The following is an 18,685-nucleotide window of genomic DNA, read 5'->3' as shown; positions in this document are numbered from 1 at the left end:
CCTGACTATTTGAGATAAGGTTAGCGCTGGGTAGGAAAAAGGGACAGGTAATTGAGATATTCATTTTTGAATATCTTAAGAAGTAAGTTGTCGATGTAATCACACAATATTGGCAAGGTTAAAGCATCTACTCTCTCATTCAGCCGATGCCATAAGGTCACGTCATTGCGTAAAAATCAGCGGCGTCTTCAGGGTTTGGCGAACCACTTTATGTAAGTGTCGGTGCAAAGGATGGTTGCGATTGGTTTGTAAGAAACCACCAGAGACGACAAACTGGCTAAACTCACGGTTGACCAAAGGCATCGCGTAAGAGTCCAGCTCCGGCATCAATACTGCTGAGCTTTGGCTGGCATACATAATCGCGTCGGTTTCTTGCAACATTTGGCACGCCACACGCAAATTATAGGATTTAAGTAACACCACAGGCTCATAGCCCATACGACGATATTCGGACTCCACGGTACAAAGTGGTTTATACGAGGCGGGCGCAGGCAGAGACACCAGAGGCAGTTTGGAGACCGTGTCCCAATCATTGCTGACTTTCGACAAAGTCGGGTGGTTTTTACGTGCCAAAATCACCCGTTTTTCAACAAACAACGGACGCATATAAATGTCTTTCGACAGCTCGGTCTCTTGGTCGAGAATGCAGTAATCGTGCTCGCCCTCTAACATTTCATCGTGCGAGTAACTGTTCCAACTGGAAAAGGCAAAGTGCGCTTTGGGAAAGGCTCGATGGCAGCCAGTTAGCAATCGCTGCCCTTGCTCATCCATCAAATAAGGGTCAGTCACAATCGCGATCTGCCCTTGGTATTGCAGTGGGTCGAACACTTCAAACTCTTGCACCACTTTTTCCAGTGGTGCAATCATGTTGTCGAACTCGGCGGCGAGGCGTATCGCCATCGGTGACGGCTCAACCCCATGCGCTTTACGCACAAACAGCGGGTCATCAAACACTTGTTTGAGCTTCATCACGCCGCGACTGGCGCTCGGTTGAGAAATGCCCAGCTGCATCGCGGCCAGCTTGATGCTGCGGTTTTCCACCACTGCCTTTAATAAACGCATTAAGTTGAGATCCAATGCATCCAGCTGATGTGCCATACCCTAACCTGCCAATACCATTGATGAGCGAATACAGAGAGCGGTTAACTGCGAGTTAAACACTCTCTCCTGAGGTAATTTGATACCCCATATCAACCACTTTTTCTTCTTGCGCTTCACCTTTCAGACGCCCGATCAAAAGCTCTGCGCTCTTTTCACCGATTTTGAAACGCGGCGTATCGACACTAGTCAGTTTCGGGCTGATGGTTTGACCGATATCCAGCGCGTTATAGCCCACAACCGCCAACTGCTGCGGAACTTGAATGCCACGTTGTTGCGCGCTCAGCATGGTCCCTATCGCGATGTCATCGTTGGTACAGAATACGCCATCAAGCGTTGGGTGAGTTTCTAGCGCGCGTTCAAGCAAATCATGCGCTAAAGAGAAGCTAGAGTGATCACCCGTTAATACGTGCTTAGGCTCTAGCCCTGCTTCCGTCATCGCGCGATCATAACCTTGCATACGCAGCTTGGTTCGCGTATCCAAACGCGCCCCAAAATAAACGATTGTACGCTTACCTGAATCTAGCATCTGCTTAACCGCCGTGTACGAGGCATCTTCATGATCTAGCCCAACCGCCATATCAATCGGCTTTGGTGGTAGTTCCATGGTTTCCACTACAGGGATCCCTGCATTTTTTATCATTTGCAATGTACGCGGCGTGTGATGGCTTTCAGTTAGAATAAGTCCATCGACCTGATAAGAGAGTAATGACGCGATCTTGCGTTCTTCTTCAAGCTCATCGTAGCTAAAATGCGCTAAAAGCGTCTCATAGCCATTGGCTTTGGTCACCATCTCGATGCCCTGAACAAAGGAAGCAAAAATTTGGTTGGACAATGAGGGCAGTAAAATACCAATGGCTTTACTGGACGACTTTGACAACATAGCGGGGGCGCGGTTTTCGATGTATCCCATCTCTTCAATCGCAGTCGCAATCTTGGCCCGAGTCTTTTCTGCCACCGATTCAGGGTTACGCATATAACGTGAAACCGTCATCTTCGTGACGCCAACTTGGTCTGCGACATCCTGCAATGTCGTGCGAGTTTTCTTATTCTGTTGAGCCATAAATATGTGATTTATCAGTAATGTTACAAGTAACATTATGACGAATAGACTCTCTGTCGACAAGCTCAGTGAAAATAATTCGCAAAATCATGACGTTATTATTCTATTAGCCACCAAATTGCGTTTCATACATTGTGAGTCAAAGCCGAATAAATAAATGACATTTATATCAAAGTTCTTATAAAATGCCGTACCTAAAAGAATAAGACATTAGGCACAGTGCAGTTAGGCTCTAGCGAAACCCAGATTTACTATCACTTGCTTGATCTGGACGACTCCCAAAAGCAGCAATACCTCCAAGCATTGCAACAAAGTCAACCTGAGCTGTATCAACAACTCGTTCCTCTTTTAGCCCACGAGACACCAGAAGAACAACTAACGCAGTTACTTTACTTTGGTGCTCACCAGGCTACGAACCGAGACGTCGATCTAAGCGGAGAAGTCATCAGTAAGTATCGCCTAACTCATGAGTTGGGTCGCGGTGGCATGGGTGTCGTTTACGCCGCCCTACGTGCAGATGAAACGTTCGAACAAGATCTGGCCATCAAGTTTATTCAAAGCAATTTGAGTAATGTGCTGGGACAACGTGCACTCTTCGATGAGGCACAACTGCTCGCGCGCCTAAACCATCCATACATAGCGAAAGTGTTTGATGGCGGCCTTCATCAAGATTCAGTTTACATCGTGATGGAGCGGGTATTTGGTCAAACCTTAGATGAATACCTGTCAGAAAATAAGCTGGAAAAGACAGAAAAACTGCTGCTGTTTAAGCAGATTTGTCAGGCGATGGAGCACGCCCACCAGCATCATGTTTTGCATGCCGATCTAAAACCAGAAAATATACTGATTGATCGTAGCAAACGACCCAAACTGCTCGACTTCAACTTGACTCAAAAAGCGCACTCCACCCGAGAGGGAGCACCCTCGGCACTGATTGCGTTTAGCCAAAATTTTGCCAGCCCTGAGCAGCAGGCAGGACAAGTACTGACAGAGCAAAGCGATGTTTATTCATTGGGCAAAATCCTCGCGTTGATGTTTCCGTCACCAGCGGTTTGGTCTGATGTGTATTGGGTGATAAGACGGGCGACGCGTCCAGCCACCCAAGTGCGATACCCAGATGTGCGAGCGCTACGCATTGATATCGAGCGAATTATCGAATGTCGCCCTATCGAGCAGAAAAAACACTGGCCTTTGTATAGCGCCTTTCGCTTGGTGCAACGGCGCCCTCTTGCTTCTGCATTGTCAGGCATCATCGTGCTATCAGGTGTGCTATTTGGCAGCGCCATGATGCAAAAGAATATCCAACTGCAACAAGAGAAGAAGATTGCAGAAGATATGATGTACGAAATGACTCGCCTTATCTTCCACGCGAAGGGGCAGAATGTCGAACACCTCTCAGTGAGCTCCATGATGGAGTTAACACGAAGGCGGATACTCTCTAATCCAGATATCCCCAAACACATAAAACAAAAAATGTTGTTGGCGATGATGACACCGGTGCCAAAGAAGCACCTAACTACTCCAATGAGTTGTCAGCCAAATTGTGCGTCTGAGGACAGCACCAACCAATGAGGCTTAAAACAAGATGTATACACGTTCAGTGGTATTTTGGCTGTCTGCACTGACGGCTACCTCCACGTTAGCAGCAGACACTTCTGCTGCTACTTCACACCCGCCCACTTCAACCTTGAGGCAAGGCTACTTTATCGATGCGCCAGTGACTGGCTTGTATTACAAAACCAGTTCCAATATCACTGGCGTTACCCAACAAGGGGCATTTCACTACCAACCTGGTGATGTGATTAGCTTCTTCCTTGGCAACGATGATAAAGGTTATCTGCTGACAACCTTATCGAGCCAAGAAGTGCTTACACCGACGATGGCAACAACCAAACCCAGTCGTAGCATCAATATGACGCGCCTGCTGCTCTCTCTCGACAGCACGCCTGAGAATCGTAAGGAAATTGTCTTAGCCAACCGCGTGTTGTCTGATGCTCGCTTTCAAAACCAGCTCAAGGGCCTTGACCTCAATTATCTGGATGACGCCAAACGTCACCTCAATCTCGACTGGGTATCTGTCGATGAGGCAATCGAGCACCTAAACGAAAGCCAGCAGTACATTGAAAAAAACTTTGCCTCAGATGAGATCATCTTTGAACCTCGCGGCATGACGTTCAAAAACATCGTGATCAAAAAGAAAGATTGGCAAGGCCGAGCTTGTGCTTACGACTTACGTTATCAACATCATCCTAAATATCGCCCTCCGTTTGGTGAAACTCGATTCACCATCACCAAAGATTCATTGATTGAGCATCCAAGCATTGGCGATCATTTTCAAGGTTGCTTCCTCTCGATGAAGCGCCCTATCACGGAAGACATTGTCGAGCCGATAAGCAAATTTGCGGATTGGTTTAATATCGTCGGTTGCTCAATCACTGGATGCACCCGCAACGATTTGAATGGCTTCTCTCTTGAAGACTTTGATGATGAAGGCGACTGGAAATACCGCTCCGTTGCACTCAACTTTGATCCCAGTACTGAGCTACTGATGGAAAAAGTACAAGGCCTTGGGCGTAAAAAAAACATCCACCACCACAATCGTACAGAAATGCTGTGGTTTACCTACCCCAACACGAACGAACACGACATCGACTACCTCGGGGTATGGCAGCAGACCCAATACCACCAGCAGTCCATGACACAATCGTGCCTATTGATGCGCCACCAACAAGTCATGCGACTGCCGCACAATGCAGACACCTGTCCAACCGACGCAAGCCTATACACCCAAGATGTCACCCAAGAGTATGCGGACATGTGGTGGGTCAACAATGACGAACCCAAAGCCGAGCTTGCGCAAATGAATGTCATGGTACGTTGGTCAACGACCCCTGCCGAAATCAATTACACCACTTGGGAATATCTGCCCGCTGGCGCAACTTGGGAACAAGGCATTTTATATCGCTATCAACAAGATGTTCTCCGCAACCGAGACGGCTCTGATCGCATTGAAACCCATACCATTTCTGAATTTGTCAAAGTGAGCGAGGATGTATAACCATGGCAACAGCAGTAGCACTGACACAAATCATTCAACAATGGCAATCTGGTGATAAACAAGCTGAGAGTGAGCTTTACCAATTTGCGTATTTGCAGTTACGTAAGATCGCCCAACACGAGCGTGAACGAAACGCGGAAAAGTACGGCACCGACAACAAAGTATTGGCCGATAGCGTCAACAGCACCACGGCATTAATTCATGATGCTTACCTGAAGATGTCCAACTGCGACATGAGTGAAATTGAAACAAAACGTGATTTCTTTTTGATGGCCGCCAAAGTGATGCGTCAAATCTTGATCGATAACGCACGCTCGCACCAAGCACAAAAGCGTCAACACATCACATTGATGAGAGATGAAGAAGATCGCTTCGAACAATTGATCATCATGGATAAAGCGCTGGATAACTTCAGTAGCCGTTACCCACGCCAATCAAGTGCACTCAAACTCAAGTATTTAATGGGAATGAAAAACCAAGAAATCAGTGAACTGCTCGAGTGCAGCGCAAGCTTAATAGAGAAAGACCTAAAATTCTCTCGCAGCTGGTTGCAATCACGAATGGCGCACGCGTAATGAGAAGCAAAAAGTTTTGGATAATCGGCGCAATCTGCGTTGGTTTGCTCGGCGTATACTGCATGTCAGACGAATCCAGCTTGGCATCAGCGGCGGACTCATCAGACAGCACGAGCCAATCAACCACGCGAACACATCGTCAATATGAGCGCACATCTTTAGTTGAAGTAAAGCAAGCGTTGACAGGTTCTGCGTTGGATAACGCCCACAAAAAAGACGGTGATGACGCCTTCAATTCTGCCATTTTAGGACAACCAGGGCCAGTTACGAACCCATTTCATACTACAGAAGACGGCTCTTTTTACGACTCGTCTGTGGGTTATGAAGACAGCCGCTCAAAAGAGGCCCCATCAGAGAACAATAAACCCATCATCAACCTCACGGTGGAACAACAGCTACAAACCATTATTTATGCTTGGGAGCTCAACCAAAACTCTCCGATTAGCTATTCGCTCAATCTTAACCAACTGTTTGAAGACCCGGATGGTGATCTCCTCACCACTCGGATTTGGCTCGAAAACGCCAATGGATTAAGGGTGCTAAACCAAGGACAAATGATGGTGCTAGGTGCACCAGAGAACATTAAAACCACCACATACCTGGCGGTAGCGGCGCGTGATGATTACCACGGCGACAGCGACCATGCGTGGGTCACAACACGTTTTGAGTTGCCTGTTGTCACTCCAGGTCACAATGACACGGAACACCCGTTAATTGGCGGCATTGTCTATCGCTTGGAGACGACGCAAAACCTTGGCGGTACCGCGTACGCGTATGAAGTGGTTTATTGCGAAGCGTTTCAGTTTGAGGATGACGAGGTACGTTATGCCGCCTCAAACAACAAACACCAGTGTCCTGAAAAGGGAGACTTAAAAAAGGTGGGTGAGTACAAAATCAGTGATGACTCGTTGATTGTTTATGTCCATGGCGTACGCCAAATTTGGACCACCAAAAAAGTATACGCATCTCAGGTTCATAAAGAGACTCAGAACTATTTCACCACCGTATTTGATGGCAAACAATTCGAAAGCTACACCATGCAAAAAAACAAGCAATCGATGGAAAAACGCATCAATGTCCACACTGGTGAGTACGAATATCAAGGAACGTTGTTTGACTACCTCTTTCCCATTTCAGGAGGAGGTTATATAAACGGGACTGCTAGCAACTACATATTTGATAGAAGTGTTCAGGGTAACGAACCTGTGCACAAACTGGACTCTGATCTCAATATGAAATCAAACCAACATGACCTATTTTGTCATGATTATTTATTTTACTGGTACAGCTCTATCGTAGCGGGGCGAGGAGAGTTTGCCGATATTATCTCTAGCTCAATGGATTTTGACGGCATAACTCCAATACATTGTGCTGAATGGCCAGATGATTACTGGCAACGAACATTTATGTTTTACAACCTTGAATACACAGATTACGACATATTCATTCCAGGCGAAGTCTACAGTTATGTGCTTAAACCTCATCCTCAATTTGCTGATCGCGTTGAGGAATTTAAGATCAACATGATTTATCACGCCCCTGTCCTTAGCGAGACCCAATAAACCTTTCTTTACAGGTGGTTATTTTGACAAAACAATCATCCCCAAAATAAAACTGGAACCGTGATCAAATTATCAATTTTCCATCATAGACAAAAAATAGAAATAAATTTTACGGGTTTTGTGCGGTTTTTCGTGTCTTGAACCTAGGCTCAATAGTCATTAAAAAGACACCACTCTCTTCAATCTCACTAGTGAGATTGAAAGATAAAAACAATAAAAAAGCGACTTTCTCATTCGGAAACGAAACAAGGACAAATGAATAATGAATAAGGTGAGTTTATTAGCAGCGTCAGTGGCTATCGCTCTTACTGGCTGTGGCGGTTCAGATGGTGGTTCAAGCAGTGCTAGCAACGGTGTTGTGATCACAGGCTTTGACGGCTACTTCAAACATGCAGTTGTTTTTGAAGATACGAACAACAACGGCCAATGGGACACTCAAGAAACATTCCTTGGTCTGACCGATGAGAAAGGTCAGCTTAAATTGGATGCAAAACCAGAAAAAACTCTAGCACTGCAGACCATTACACCAAACGGTGCAAAGCAGAAACAGCTTATCGCTTTGGATTCTAAAGAGTACGCTGGCAAATACACGGTTGATATGGATCATCCAGGCCAAGCCATGGCCCACGAAATCGTGTTCCGTGCACCAACATCGTCAAACGTGATTTCACCTATCACAGACCTTGTTGCGATTGAAATGGCAAAAGATCCATCCATTAGTGAAGAAGACGCAAAAGCCAAGGTAAACCAAGCGCTAGGAGGCTCAGAAGAAGCACCAATTGATCTGTACAGTGATTTTGTTGAAGGTGCGACAAAAAACGCCGAACTACATAAAACCGCTCAGATTCTGACCGACTCAAAAGCGCAAAACCCAGCTAACTACGAGAAAAAGGCCACTGAATTTGCTCAAGCGGCAAACCAAGAAGTCGATCGTCTTATCGCATCCGGCGAAAACATCAATGATGCAAGCCTACGCCCAATCATCACTGACGCGACCCCAAATAGCGACAGCTTAGCACCTGAAACGGCAATCAATAACAAGCTGACCGTAAACGAAACCGTCGAAGAGGCGGCTGAAGATAAGCTTGGTCAGTTACCAAAAATCGTACAAGGCGCAGGCTTTGATGGCGTTGAATTAAACATCGAAGGTCTTTTCACAGACAAAGACCAAAACCTTGTGACAACCAAACTGACGCACAACTTAGCAGGCACAGGCATTGAAGTTGCGCAAACTGGCAACCTGATTGTTCTATATCCGACTGCTATCGTAGAAAAAGCTGGTGATTTTGAGATCGTCCTAACGGCGCAAGACATTGATTCTTCAGGTAAGGTTTTGGGTACGGTAAGCACCGTATTTAAGTTCGAAATCGAATCGGCAAACTTACCACCAACGGTTGTGGAAACAGAACAAGCGCGTCTACAGTCCATCGTTGATGGTTGGTACCTACAACAAGGTGAAGTGTTTGAACAAACGCTCAATATTTCTAGCTTGTTCCAAGATAAAGACGGTCATATCACCGACTACTCAGCGGACTATGTGGACATTGAAGGTCTAACAGTATCTGAGGATGGTAATGCGATTGTCACCATTAAAGGCACACCGACAAAAGCGAGCAAAGCTGGTGCAGCACTTGCGATTAGCGCAACAGATGGCCATACCGCGGTACAGATTGCGCTTAGCATGCCAACGGTTATCGAAGGCGTCACGCCACCACCAGTAGTACCGACTTTGGGCTTCACTCACGAGCACTTCAACGGTCAAGAGTGGAAAATGGGTAGCTTTGCACAAAAAGACGGTGAAATTGGCTATGCCATGTTGATGCAAGACTCTGAAGGCCTACTATTCTGCTGGGGCTCAAACCATGATGAGATGAATCAAGAGTACAAAGCGAGCATCAGCGACTTCCTAGAAAACACATGGGAACACGATGCCTACGCTATTCTTGCCGATCTGGACCAACAAACTGGTTACGCGGAATACCACAATAAAGACTGTGAAGACGTCGAGCTGAAAGACGGCAAGCTATACAACAGCTATGGCGAAGAGTATGAAATGCTGTACCAGCACACAACCGAGCATAACGGCACTCAGATGATCGTTAAAATCTCAGATGATGAGCTGTTCTGGATGGATTCAAGCAATACACCATTCGCAGAATCACTTTCGGTTGCAGAACACATCAAACACGGCACGGTAGAGCATGACTTGATGGTAGAAAGTAAAGGCTCGGGCGACGACAAAGTCCTGAAATACTCGTCAGGTACGTACGAGTACGACGCTGATACTTACAACTACACGTCGTTCATGCCAACAGGATTCCAAACTCCAGGTAATTGGGAAATCCAGGATGATGAAGGCCGTGAGCTGCTGATTCTAAAAGAAACAGGCTCAGAGTCAGATTACAAAACTCGTCATCGTTACATCAACCGTGATTTTGGTGACTTCTACATCGGTATTCGTTGGAGTAAAGAGCAAAACGGTCATGAATCCGCGCCGGAATATGGTCTGTACTCTCACAACAAAGAAGCCATGACAAGCATCGCGAGTTCACTCCCGATTTTGGAGCCTGGCGATGATGACTAAAGCAACCATCGTTAACCCTTGCTGTGATAGCGTGCATTTGCGTAGAAGACGCAGAACGCTTTGGGAACGCTTGGTCGGCATCAAAGAAGTGTATATCTGCTCTAACTGTCACAAAGAAACGCCACTCAAATAGCGATAATATTTGAGACCGCAAAAAAGCCCCGAACTCGGGGCTTTCTTCTATCTTTTGACCGCAATATTTGAGTCGTTATTTCACGCACACCACGTTCAATAATGAGGTTCCGGTGAGCTGGTTTGGCTCACGATCTGCGAACAAACCTTTCTTACCTTTGCCCCAATACGGCAGTTGCAGTGGCCATTGATTTTTTTCCATCACCCCAGACGCCCTCAACACTTTGAATTCTGCAGGGCTGGCTAAGCTCATACCCAGTTGCTGACATACTTTTTGCGAGTTTTCGTAGTTGAGACGATTCCACGGCTTGCCGTATTCCATGTAAAACTGATTGTGGTGATCGAGTAAATATGGCACCACGTACGTTTTGCCTTGTAAGGAGGTTCTCAACCGAACTTCAATGTCATCATTCCCGGTCACAACTGGCTTCGCTTTGGTCTTAGCAACAGGCTTGGAAGAAGAATTATCACGTGTATTTTTTGCCTTGGTCTTTGACTTCTCTGCCGGCGCTGTAAAGGCGTCGGTATCAGCTCGCACGGCAGGAACTGGCGCGGCTTTCGGGGTCACCGTCGGTGTTGGCTTAACCGAAGATGCGGCTGATTTCGACGGCACAGCGGGTTTAGATGGTGTCGTAGACTGTTTATTCTCTTTTCCAACCACGCGGATGAAAGCCTCTTTGTAATTCGACAAGGTTTTGACTCCTCGCAAATCCCCCCTCGCATCAGACAGATCTTTGTAAGGCCCAATCAAACAGCGATAACCTTTGGACTCCGGCTTCATCCACACGTCAGTCGTAATCTTGCTGTAAAGCGGCTTTGCTTTCGCGAGTGACATTGGCTTTGGTAGTAATCCGCATTGAATCCAGTAGAGGTAGTTGCCTCCTTGCGGCACTTTCTTTCCCCATACTCCGTTACCAATTGGGCACGTTTTCTCAAGCATCGGCAGTTCTTTCTCGCTCGCTTGAGTAGCTTGACAAAGGAACTCCTCCGCCGATACTGGGCTAGAAAACTGGGCGCATACCAGCAACAAGCCGAAAGCTAGGCTTGCTTGGAAGATACGAGATGGGTGTTGTGCCTTCTTCATTTCCATACACTTCACTCTAAATTAGTGGGTAAGGTCATTATGGCGGCAAAGCGCCAAAAAAATGTGAACAAAGAATAACTAGCAAAAAAAGAGCCGGAATTTGCATCCGGCTCTCAGTTTAGGAAGGAATTAAGCGAATTTACAACGCTTGGCGGGAAAATTCTTAACCTTTGTACAGTTTCGGGTTGAATACATCTCGTAACCAGTCACCCAATAAGTTGATAACCAAAACCAGTGTAACCAACACGATGCCTGGGAAGGCAGTAATCCACCACGCACCTGAGAAGATGTAGTTAAAGCCGATGCTGATCAGCGCACCTAGTGACGGTTGATCAACAGGAAGACCCAAACCTAGGAATGACAGTGCCGCTTCCGACATGATCGCATTCGCTACCTGTACCGTCGAGATAACCAAGATTGGTGATAGACAGTTTGGCAGGATGTGACGGAACATGATGCGTGGCGCTTTAAAGCCCATCACGCGTGCCGCTTCTACGTATTCTTTCTTCTTCTCAGCCAGTACTGAAGCACGAATGGTACGTGCGTATTGCGGCCATTCAGCCACACCGATGATCACCACCAGCATCACCACCGCGTATTGGCTGTAAAAATCGCTGCCAAAGCTGGCTTTGAAAATGGCCGATACGATGATCGCCACCATCATGGTTGAGAACGATAGTTGAACATCCGCAAAGCGCATCAAGAAGCTATCGATACGACCACCGAAGTAACCCGCCGACAAACCAATGATGATACCCAGAATCAACTGAAGACCGACGGCTAAAAAGCCGATCGTCAAAGACAAACGAGAACCGTAAAGAATGGTCGATAAAATATCACGGCCTTGCTCATCCGTACCAAGAACAAAACGCTCATCGCCCTCTTCCATCCAAGACGGTGGTAGCTCTGAATCCATGATGTCGATAGACGTCAGATCATACGGGTCAGTCGGAGCTAGAATTGGCGCAGCTAATGCCAACACTAAGAACATCATAAAGACCGTAAAACTTGCCATCGCCACTTTGTCGCGCTTGAAGTAATACAAAAAGTCCGACTCTTTAAAACGCTGCCATGCAGATGGAGCGGCTTCAGGAGCTGGTGTTACATTTGATTGGCTCATGATTAAGCTCCTTTTCCAGTTAAGTTCACAGTTGGGTTGATAATTCCGTACAGCAAATCAACGATGGTATTGGTTACCACGAAAATCAGACCAACAAAGATAACGTAAGCTGTGATCAACGGTGTATCTACACGGTTGATTGCCTCTAGGAAAAGAAAGCCTGTACCCGGCCACTGGAATACGGTTTCGGTTAGGATGGTGTAAGCCACCATGGTACCAATCTGCACGCCACCTACCGTCAGTACTGGCAGCATGGTGTTCTTAAGTGCATGTTGGTAGTAAATCTTTTGTAAGTTCAAACCTTTTGCTTTGGCGAACTTAATGTATTCCGAGCTCAGTACTTCCAGCATTTCTGAACGTACCAGACGGATGAACAACGGCAGCATGATAGACGCTAGCGCAATACACGGCAGGATAAGGTGCTTAATACCATCGATGGTAAAGAAGCCAGATTCCCAACCGAGCACGTTAGCGGTTTCACCTCGCCCGTAGGAAGGCAGCCAGCCGAGTTCGATGGAGAAGACGTACATCAGCATGATTGCGGTTAGGAACACCGGAATCGAGATGCCGACACTACTCATCGCCATAACAAATTTGGTAAAGACACTCTTCGGGTGAATCGCGGAATACACCCCGAGTGGTATAGAGAAAACGATAATAATGAGCGTCGCGCCAAACACGAGCTCTAATGTTGCCACCAGCTTATCGAGGATCACCTCAACCGCAGGTCGCTTGAAAAAGTATGATGTACCCAAATCACCTTGCAGTGCATTACCCACAAAGCGCGTGTACTTTGTGATAAAGGGATCGTTCAGGCCCAATTCGTCGCGTAGCGCTTGGCGCTCCGATTCCGAAACCGACTGACCTACAAGCTCACGCAGCGGATCACCCAGGTTGTCCTGAATGGCAAACGCCACCAAACTGATCACAAACATCACTATCAGTGCCTGAAACAGGCGCTTGACCAGAAACGAAAACATTCCTTGCCCCTTAACTATCCATAGATCTCTAAACTTAGAGAGAAAATTCAGTCTGTAAAACTGGCTCAATCCGACTGAAATAAAACCGAGCCAAGTGTCGAAAACAGAGAAGGACTGGCGCCCCTCTCTGTCATGACAAAGTATGATTACTCGACAACTAGGTCGCCAAAGTAAGGCATTACCATTGGGTTCACGATGTCTGCGGCTTTCACGTTAGACTTCGCGCCCCACGCTTCACTTTGCCAGTGTAGCGGTACGAATGCAGCATCGTTGTATAGCGTCGCTTCGACACCTTTCAGCATTGCTGCACGTTTCGCAGGGTCCGTCTCTACGTTTGCAGCTTCAACCACTTTGTCCATTTCTGGGTTTGAGTAGTGACCACAGTTGTACTGACCACGACCGGTTTCTTCGTTACGAGTCATGGTTAGGAACTCGTTGAAGTTTGCCGAGTCCTCTGTATCCGAGTGCCAACCAATCATCAGCATGTCTGCCGCACACTTATCAAACTCAGGCCAGTATTGCGCTTTTGGCATAGTTTTCAGATCAACCTTGATGCCAATCTTAGACAACATTGCCGCCGCCGCTTGCGCTACTTTCGCATCGTTTACGTAGCGGTTGTTTGGCGCAATCATAGTTAGCGTCAGGCCGTTCTCGTAACCCGCTTCTTTCATCAGTTGTTTTGCTTTCTTCAGATCGTAGCGAGGTACTAGCTTGTCATCGTGACCAACGTAGCCAGTTGGACTCTGCTGACCAGCAGCTGTCGCGAAGCCTTTCATGATTTTCTTCACGATGCCTTCGTTGTTGATTGCGTGAACAATCGCTTGGCGAACGCGAACGTCTTTCAGTGCTTCGTTGCTGTTTTGGTTTAGTTGGAACGTGATGATACGAGTACCTGGTAGCGTTACTAGATCGATGCCGTCTGCGTCTTTCACACGTTTGTGATCGTTTGGTGCTACCGGGTGAATCATGTCAACGCCGCCAGAAAGTAGCGCAGCTACACGAGTCGCATCTTCTTTGATTGGAACAAGCGTTAGTTTATCAACGTTACCTTTCGACTCTTTGTCCCAGTAATCTTTAAAGCGTTCAAATTCCACTTTTACGCCCTGCTCACGTGATGTCACGATGAACGGACCCGTGCCAGAAACGTTAGTCGATGCGAATGAGTTACCGTGCTTCACTAGTTCAGACTTGTCTTTGCCGTCTGCGGTTTTACCCGTGTAGAACTTGCTGTCCATAGGGAAAATGTACGTTGCAGTTTGCAGCACTAGTGGGTAAGGACCTTTGGTTACAAGATCGAACGTATTGTCGTCCACTTTGACGATTTTCTCGTACGGGTCGAAAATGTTTTTAAAATCAGGAGAACTTTGTAGACGCTCAAACGTCCATACAACGTCGTCAGCCGTTAGGGTATTACCAGAGTGGAATTTCACACCTTCACGCAATTTAAAACGAACGGTAGTGTCGTTAATGCGCTCCCAGCTCTCTGCTAGACGAGGTTCGAAATCCATTTTTTGAGTAAAGCGAACCAACGGATCAAATACCATGTGTGACATTTGCAGTGTGCCACCTGATAGCTGCTCATGTGGGTCAAGCGATACTGGGTCAGCTGCGTAGCCAACTTTGATATCTGCTGCCAGTGCATTAAAGCTTAGGCCCGCCGCCATTAGCGCCACTGCTAATTTGCTTTTCATGGTTTTCATTTGCATAACTCCTTCATGCGGGGATACGGATCCCTTGTTGTTGTGTTTGCGTCTTTGTTATGACTAAAGGTTAGCCAAGCGAGGTGCTTGGTTTATGCCGTCTCGATCTCTTCTCGCAAGCCTGTAAATTCAGGCATCAGAGAAATCAATTTTTTGCTGTATTCGTGTTGAGGTGCCGTGAATAACTGTTCTGTTGGTGCCACTTCTAACAGTGTACCCATTTGCATCACACCTACTCGGTCACACATCTGGCGAATAACAGGTAAATCGTGGCTGATAAACAACATAGTCAAGTTCAGCTCACTTTGCAGATCTTTCAGCAAGTTTAGAATTTGTGCCTGTACCGATACGTCCAGTGCCGATGTCGGTTCATCACAAATCAAAAGTCGAGGACGAGTCGCCAACGCACGCGCAATAGAAATACGCTGACGCTGACCACCGGAGAATTCATGAGGGTACTTAAGCCCAGCCATACGACCCAAACCAACATGATCCAATAGGTCATTCACGATTTGGCGAGTTTCCGACTCGTTTTTCGTCAGTTTATGAAAACGGATTGGCTCAGCAATAATATCGAATACCTTCATACGAGGGTTCATTGAGGTATACGGGTTTTGGAACACCATCTGCATTTGACGACGCATTGGGCGGCGTTCTTTCTCAGAGGTTAAAGCTGTCAGGTCAATACCCTCAAACTTCACCTGACCAGAGTTAGGTTGGTATAAACCAGCAATGACTCGCGCAATGGTTGATTTTCCAGAGCCAGACTCACCCACCAAACCAAAGGTTTCGCCTTCATGCACTTCAAAGCTCACATTATTGGATGCCTGCACGTATTCGCGACGGCTTTCAAATAAAGAGTCTTTGGTGACAAAACGTAGATTAACGTTCTTCACGTCTAAAAGCGGGCCTGTGTACTCGCGCTCATCCTGGCTTTGTCCTAGCCAGTGATTCTTAATGTCGAGAGGCTCCATTTCTGCCGCTTCTTCGATGTAGCTGACCAAAGGGAAGCGATCGAGCTTTCTGTCTGAACGTGGAACGGCTGAAATTAGGCTGCGAGTATAGGAGTGATCAGGATCGCCCAACACTTTGGCTGTTGGTCCAAACTCCACCAAGTCACCACGATACATTACCGCGACGCGGTCAGTGACGTTGGAGACCACACCCATATCGTGAGTAACCAGCATACAGCCGACATTATTCTTGATACACAATTCTCGGATCAAGTTGAGGATTTGGTCTTGGATTGATACGTCCAGTGCCGTAGTTGGCTCATCGGCGATGATCAGATCTGGCTCACCAGCCAAAGCAATCGCAATGACGACACGCTGACGCATGCCACCAGAGAATTGGTGTGGGTATTGTTTTAAGCGGTTTTCTGGCTGCGGGATGCCAACTTGCTGCATCAGAGAAAGCGCACGCTGATACGCCTCTTCATCAGAGACTTTCATGTTGGCGTGGATCGTCTCTTTCAGCTGCTGCTCAACCGTAAAAAGTGGGTTAAGTGAGGTCATTGGATCTTGGAAAATAAAACCAATCTTCGATCCGCGAACCTTACGCATCGCTTCTGGTGATAAACCAGAAATTTTTTCTCCATCCAGGAAAACATCGCCGCTAGCAACGCGACCTGGAGGGCTAAGCAAATCAATAACGGCGTTACCAACGGTGGATTTACCCGCACCTGATTCGCCAACAACACCCACGATTTCACCACGTTCAATATGAAAAGAAAGTGACCTCACGGCAGCGTGAACGCCGTGTCGGGATGGGTATTCAATACGAAGGTTTTTCACTTCTAATAGTGACATTTCAGACCTCTACTGCCTTGTCTGTGGTATCGAATCGCGCCAAAGGCACCATTCATCACCTGAATGAATCCGTTCAAATTCAGAATAATACTCTGAAATCTTAATGCGGAAACAATTTGGCAAAAATCACACAAAAAAGCAACAATTAAAGTATATTCCGCCGAGAAAACATTAAATAAACGCACAATGAGCGAATAAAAATGCATTAACAAGTATTTAACCATTTTCATATAACACTATTTTTGTGCGCCATGCACCAATAAAACTAGACAAATGCTCTAAAAATAAGCATGGGCCAACCAGAACCATTACCCACATTATTCATATGTGATTATTAACATTTAACAAACAATATCGTATGCAAAAAGCAATTTTTCAACATAAAAAACTATTAATAAAATAGTCGGCAAATATAAAAAGCCAAACTTAGAAAGAGAAAGGATAGGCTAAAACGTGAACACAACAGCAAAACCACACAAATCCTTTGTCGACGACGATTATGCGCCGCTTAAGCGGTTTGTTGACTAAACAAAAGAAAATGCGGTTACCATCACTCTCCCAGTGTAGGTGAAGCACGTCGATTTTAACCCTTTACGACACAATTGAGAGTGGGATAATAGATAATCAATGTTAGAGCCAAGCTGTAAATGAAAGGAGCCCCTGTGCTTAAAGCGATTTTTTTTGATATGGACGAGACTTTATGTGCGACGTCACAAGCCGATAAAGTTGCAGGACAAAAGTTTACGACTTGGATTCATAAGACCTACCCGCAAGTTACCGAACCACAAGCTTTTTTACAGCGCTACTTACAGGGTGTGTACAAGAAGCTGAATGCGGAATTCCCTCACCTTGTGGCTTTGCTACCTGATGAAAACGCGTTCCGTTGTGGCCTGATCCAAAACATATTGGCGGAGCACGGAGTCAGCATTAATGCCGAAGAGGCTCAACAAGCTCAAGACTACTTTGACTCTGCACGTATGGGCGCGTTCACTTTCTTCCCTGGTGTAAAAGAAATGCTCAGCGACCTTCGTCAGCATTATAAACTCGTCGTGATCACTAACGGCCCGATTTTTTCTCAACACCCTAAACTCAGCGCGACACAGATGAGCGACTGGGTGGACCATATTATTGTGGGGGGGGAAGAGCCTGAAGAGAAGCCCGCTGCGAGCATTTTCCAAAAAGCGCTCGACTTGGTCGAAGTAAAACCAGAAGAAGCCCTACACATTGGCGACTCTTTACCAGCAGATATAGCAGGCGCTAACAATATGGGTATTTTGAGTGTGTGGGTGAATGCGACAGGTGCGAGTAACTCAACAGATATAACGCCCAATTTTGAAATCCAAGAAACGGTAGAACTGAGAGAAATCCTTAAAACACTCGCCCAATAAAAGTAGCGGATTAGAAAAACACAAAACCCCAGACGTCGTTCTGGGGTTTATTTTGTCAGCTCGAAAAGCATTTGGATCATAGGTGGTCAAAAGCCCCTAGAGCTGTACACTTTTGGTGAAATTGAAATCGCATGCAGATGCTTTTAAGAGGATAGATGCAAAAAAGCAGGCTTTCTAATAGTGGTCGGTAAAGAGGATTCGACGCGGCAGAGCTCCCTGCGGACTGGCGTTCAAGCCCACGCCCCTCAGTTCCATACATTCTAAATTTCAAATGTAAAAAAGCCCCAGTCTTTCGACTGAGGCTCTAAATAGCGGTCGGTGAAGAGCCGTATTCTAACTTCAGGCGAACCCCATCTGGGTTCAAATCCTTTGAAATACTGTCGACTAATAGTCGTCCAAGCGAGATCATAAACTCTAAAACGACGAAAGCCTGCTAAAAAGCAGGCTTTCTAATAGTGGTCGGTGAAGAGGGATTCGAACCCCCGACCCTCTGGTCCCAAACCAGATGCGCTACCAAACTGCGCTATTCACCG

At 46.5% G+C, this 18,685-nt stretch carries 14 protein-coding genes and 1 tRNA gene; 7 read left to right on the top strand and 8 right to left on the bottom strand.

Annotation, left to right across the window (positions count from 1 at the left end):
- Positions 1-162 precede the first annotated feature (162 nt).
- Together MSG33_RS15760 and MSG33_RS15755 are read right to left on the bottom strand one after the other, a co-directional pair.
- A complete protein-coding gene (locus tag MSG33_RS15760) occupies positions 163-1,098 on the bottom strand; it encodes a LysR family transcriptional regulator (RefSeq protein ID WP_104971115.1) in 936 nt (311 codons plus the stop codon).
- A 55-nt stretch (positions 1,099-1,153) separates the two neighbouring features.
- A complete protein-coding gene (locus MSG33_RS15755; protein WP_085343412.1) occupies positions 1,154-2,161 on the bottom strand; it encodes a LacI family DNA-binding transcriptional regulator in 1,008 nt (335 codons plus the stop codon).
- A 219-nt stretch (positions 2,162-2,380) separates the two neighbouring features.
- Here MSG33_RS15755 and MSG33_RS15750 point away from each other — a divergent pair, with 219 nt between their 5' ends.
- The 6 genes from MSG33_RS15750 to MSG33_RS15725 all read left to right on the top strand — a co-directional run bounded on the left by MSG33_RS15750 (position 2,381) and on the right by MSG33_RS15725 (position 10,073).
- Entirely contained in the window at positions 2,381-3,733 is a 1,353-nt protein-coding gene (locus tag MSG33_RS15750; protein ID WP_047009360.1) for a serine/threonine-protein kinase, read from the top strand.
- 13 nt (positions 3,734-3,746) lie between these two features.
- A complete protein-coding gene (locus MSG33_RS15745) occupies positions 3,747-5,219 on the top strand; it encodes a chromosome partitioning protein ParA (RefSeq protein ID WP_109168654.1) in 1,473 nt (490 codons plus the stop codon).
- A 2-nt stretch (positions 5,220-5,221) separates the two neighbouring features.
- The gene (locus MSG33_RS15740; RefSeq protein ID WP_005394366.1) at positions 5,222-5,794 is read left to right on the top strand and encodes a sigma-70 family RNA polymerase sigma factor; all 573 of its coding nucleotides are present in this window, start codon (positions 5,222-5,224) and stop codon (positions 5,792-5,794) included.
- The gene (locus MSG33_RS15735) at positions 5,794-7,356 is read left to right on the top strand and encodes a hypothetical protein (RefSeq protein WP_248381427.1); all 1,563 of its coding nucleotides are present in this window, start codon (positions 5,794-5,796) and stop codon (positions 7,354-7,356) included. The genes MSG33_RS15740 and MSG33_RS15735 overlap by 1 nt, the downstream gene beginning before the upstream one ends.
- 262 nt (positions 7,357-7,618) lie before the next feature.
- Entirely contained in the window at positions 7,619-9,940 is a 2,322-nt protein-coding gene (locus MSG33_RS15730) for an acid phosphatase (RefSeq protein WP_248381426.1), read from the top strand.
- On the top strand, positions 9,930-10,073 hold the full coding sequence (locus tag MSG33_RS15725) for a hypothetical protein (protein WP_012841245.1): 144 nt from the start codon (positions 9,930-9,932) through the stop codon (positions 10,071-10,073). The genes MSG33_RS15730 and MSG33_RS15725 overlap by 11 nt, the downstream gene beginning before the upstream one ends.
- A 75-nt stretch (positions 10,074-10,148) precedes the next feature.
- Here MSG33_RS15725 and MSG33_RS15720 read toward each other — a convergent pair whose 3' ends face one another.
- From MSG33_RS15720 to MSG33_RS15700, 5 genes are all read right to left on the bottom strand, one after another.
- A complete protein-coding gene (locus tag MSG33_RS15720) occupies positions 10,149-11,162 on the bottom strand; it encodes an SPOR domain-containing protein (RefSeq protein WP_248381425.1) in 1,014 nt (337 codons plus the stop codon).
- Between the two features lie 157 nt (positions 11,163-11,319).
- Entirely contained in the window at positions 11,320-12,276 is a 957-nt protein-coding gene (locus MSG33_RS15715; protein ID WP_005394358.1) for an ABC transporter permease, read from the bottom strand.
- A 2-nt stretch (positions 12,277-12,278) separates the two neighbouring features.
- Positions 12,279-13,256 carry an ABC transporter permease gene (locus MSG33_RS15710; protein WP_031780394.1) on the bottom strand — a complete coding sequence of 326 codons (978 nt, stop codon included), beginning with the start codon at positions 13,254-13,256 and terminating at the stop codon, positions 12,279-12,281.
- Positions 13,257-13,402: 146 nt separating this feature from the next.
- A complete protein-coding gene (locus tag MSG33_RS15705; protein ID WP_005394355.1) occupies positions 13,403-14,956 on the bottom strand; it encodes an ABC transporter substrate-binding protein in 1,554 nt (517 codons plus the stop codon).
- Between the two features lie 92 nt (positions 14,957-15,048).
- The gene (locus tag MSG33_RS15700) at positions 15,049-16,764 is read right to left on the bottom strand and encodes an ABC transporter ATP-binding protein (RefSeq protein ID WP_248381424.1); all 1,716 of its coding nucleotides are present in this window, start codon (positions 16,762-16,764) and stop codon (positions 15,049-15,051) included.
- A gap of 662 nt (positions 16,765-17,426) precedes the next feature.
- On the opposite strand from MSG33_RS15700, the gene MSG33_RS15695 reads away from it, so the two are divergent.
- Entirely contained in the window at positions 17,427-18,152 is a 726-nt protein-coding gene (locus tag MSG33_RS15695) for an HAD family hydrolase (protein WP_005394354.1), read from the top strand.
- A gap of 456 nt (positions 18,153-18,608) precedes the next feature.
- Here MSG33_RS15695 and MSG33_RS15690 read toward each other — a convergent pair.
- Positions 18,609-18,685: transfer RNA gene (locus tag MSG33_RS15690), tRNA-Pro, on the bottom strand.

It is taken from the genome of Vibrio sp. 1CM7H (genome assembly GCF_023161645.1).
GTDB lineage: Bacteria > Pseudomonadota > Gammaproteobacteria > Enterobacterales > Vibrionaceae > Vibrio > Vibrio diabolicus.
The sequence above is the reverse complement of the archived record's forward strand: the minus strand, read 5'-3'. Positions and strand labels throughout refer to the sequence as shown.

Bases quoted from the DNA above. Each gene is read 5' to 3' on its own strand.
- MSG33_RS15760 (WP_104971115.1), bottom strand. From the start codon at position 1,098: ATGGCACATCAGCTGGATGCATTGGATCTCAACTTAATGCGTTTATTA.
- MSG33_RS15755 (WP_085343412.1), bottom strand. From the start codon at position 2,161: ATGGCTCAACAGAATAAGAAAACTCGCACGACATTGCAGGATGTCGCA.
- MSG33_RS15745 (WP_109168654.1), top strand. From the start codon at position 3,747: ATGTATACACGTTCAGTGGTATTTTGGCTGTCTGCACTGACGGCTACC.
- MSG33_RS15740 (WP_005394366.1), top strand. From the start codon at position 5,222: ATGGCAACAGCAGTAGCACTGACACAAATCATTCAACAATGGCAATCT.
- MSG33_RS15735 (WP_248381427.1), top strand. From the start codon at position 5,794: ATGAGAAGCAAAAAGTTTTGGATAATCGGCGCAATCTGCGTTGGTTTG.
- MSG33_RS15730 (WP_248381426.1), top strand. From the start codon at position 7,619: ATGAATAAGGTGAGTTTATTAGCAGCGTCAGTGGCTATCGCTCTTACT.
- MSG33_RS15725 (WP_012841245.1), top strand. From the start codon at position 9,930: ATGATGACTAAAGCAACCATCGTTAACCCTTGCTGTGATAGCGTGCAT.
- MSG33_RS15720 (WP_248381425.1), bottom strand. From the start codon at position 11,162: ATGGAAATGAAGAAGGCACAACACCCATCTCGTATCTTCCAAGCAAGC.
- MSG33_RS15715 (WP_005394358.1), bottom strand. From the start codon at position 12,276: ATGAGCCAATCAAATGTAACACCAGCTCCTGAAGCCGCTCCATCTGCA.
- MSG33_RS15710 (WP_031780394.1), bottom strand. From the start codon at position 13,256: ATGTTTTCGTTTCTGGTCAAGCGCCTGTTTCAGGCACTGATAGTGATG.
- MSG33_RS15705 (WP_005394355.1), bottom strand. From the start codon at position 14,956: ATGAAAACCATGAAAAGCAAATTAGCAGTGGCGCTAATGGCGGCGGGC.
- MSG33_RS15700 (WP_248381424.1), bottom strand. From the start codon at position 16,764: ATGTCACTATTAGAAGTGAAAAACCTTCGTATTGAATACCCATCCCGA.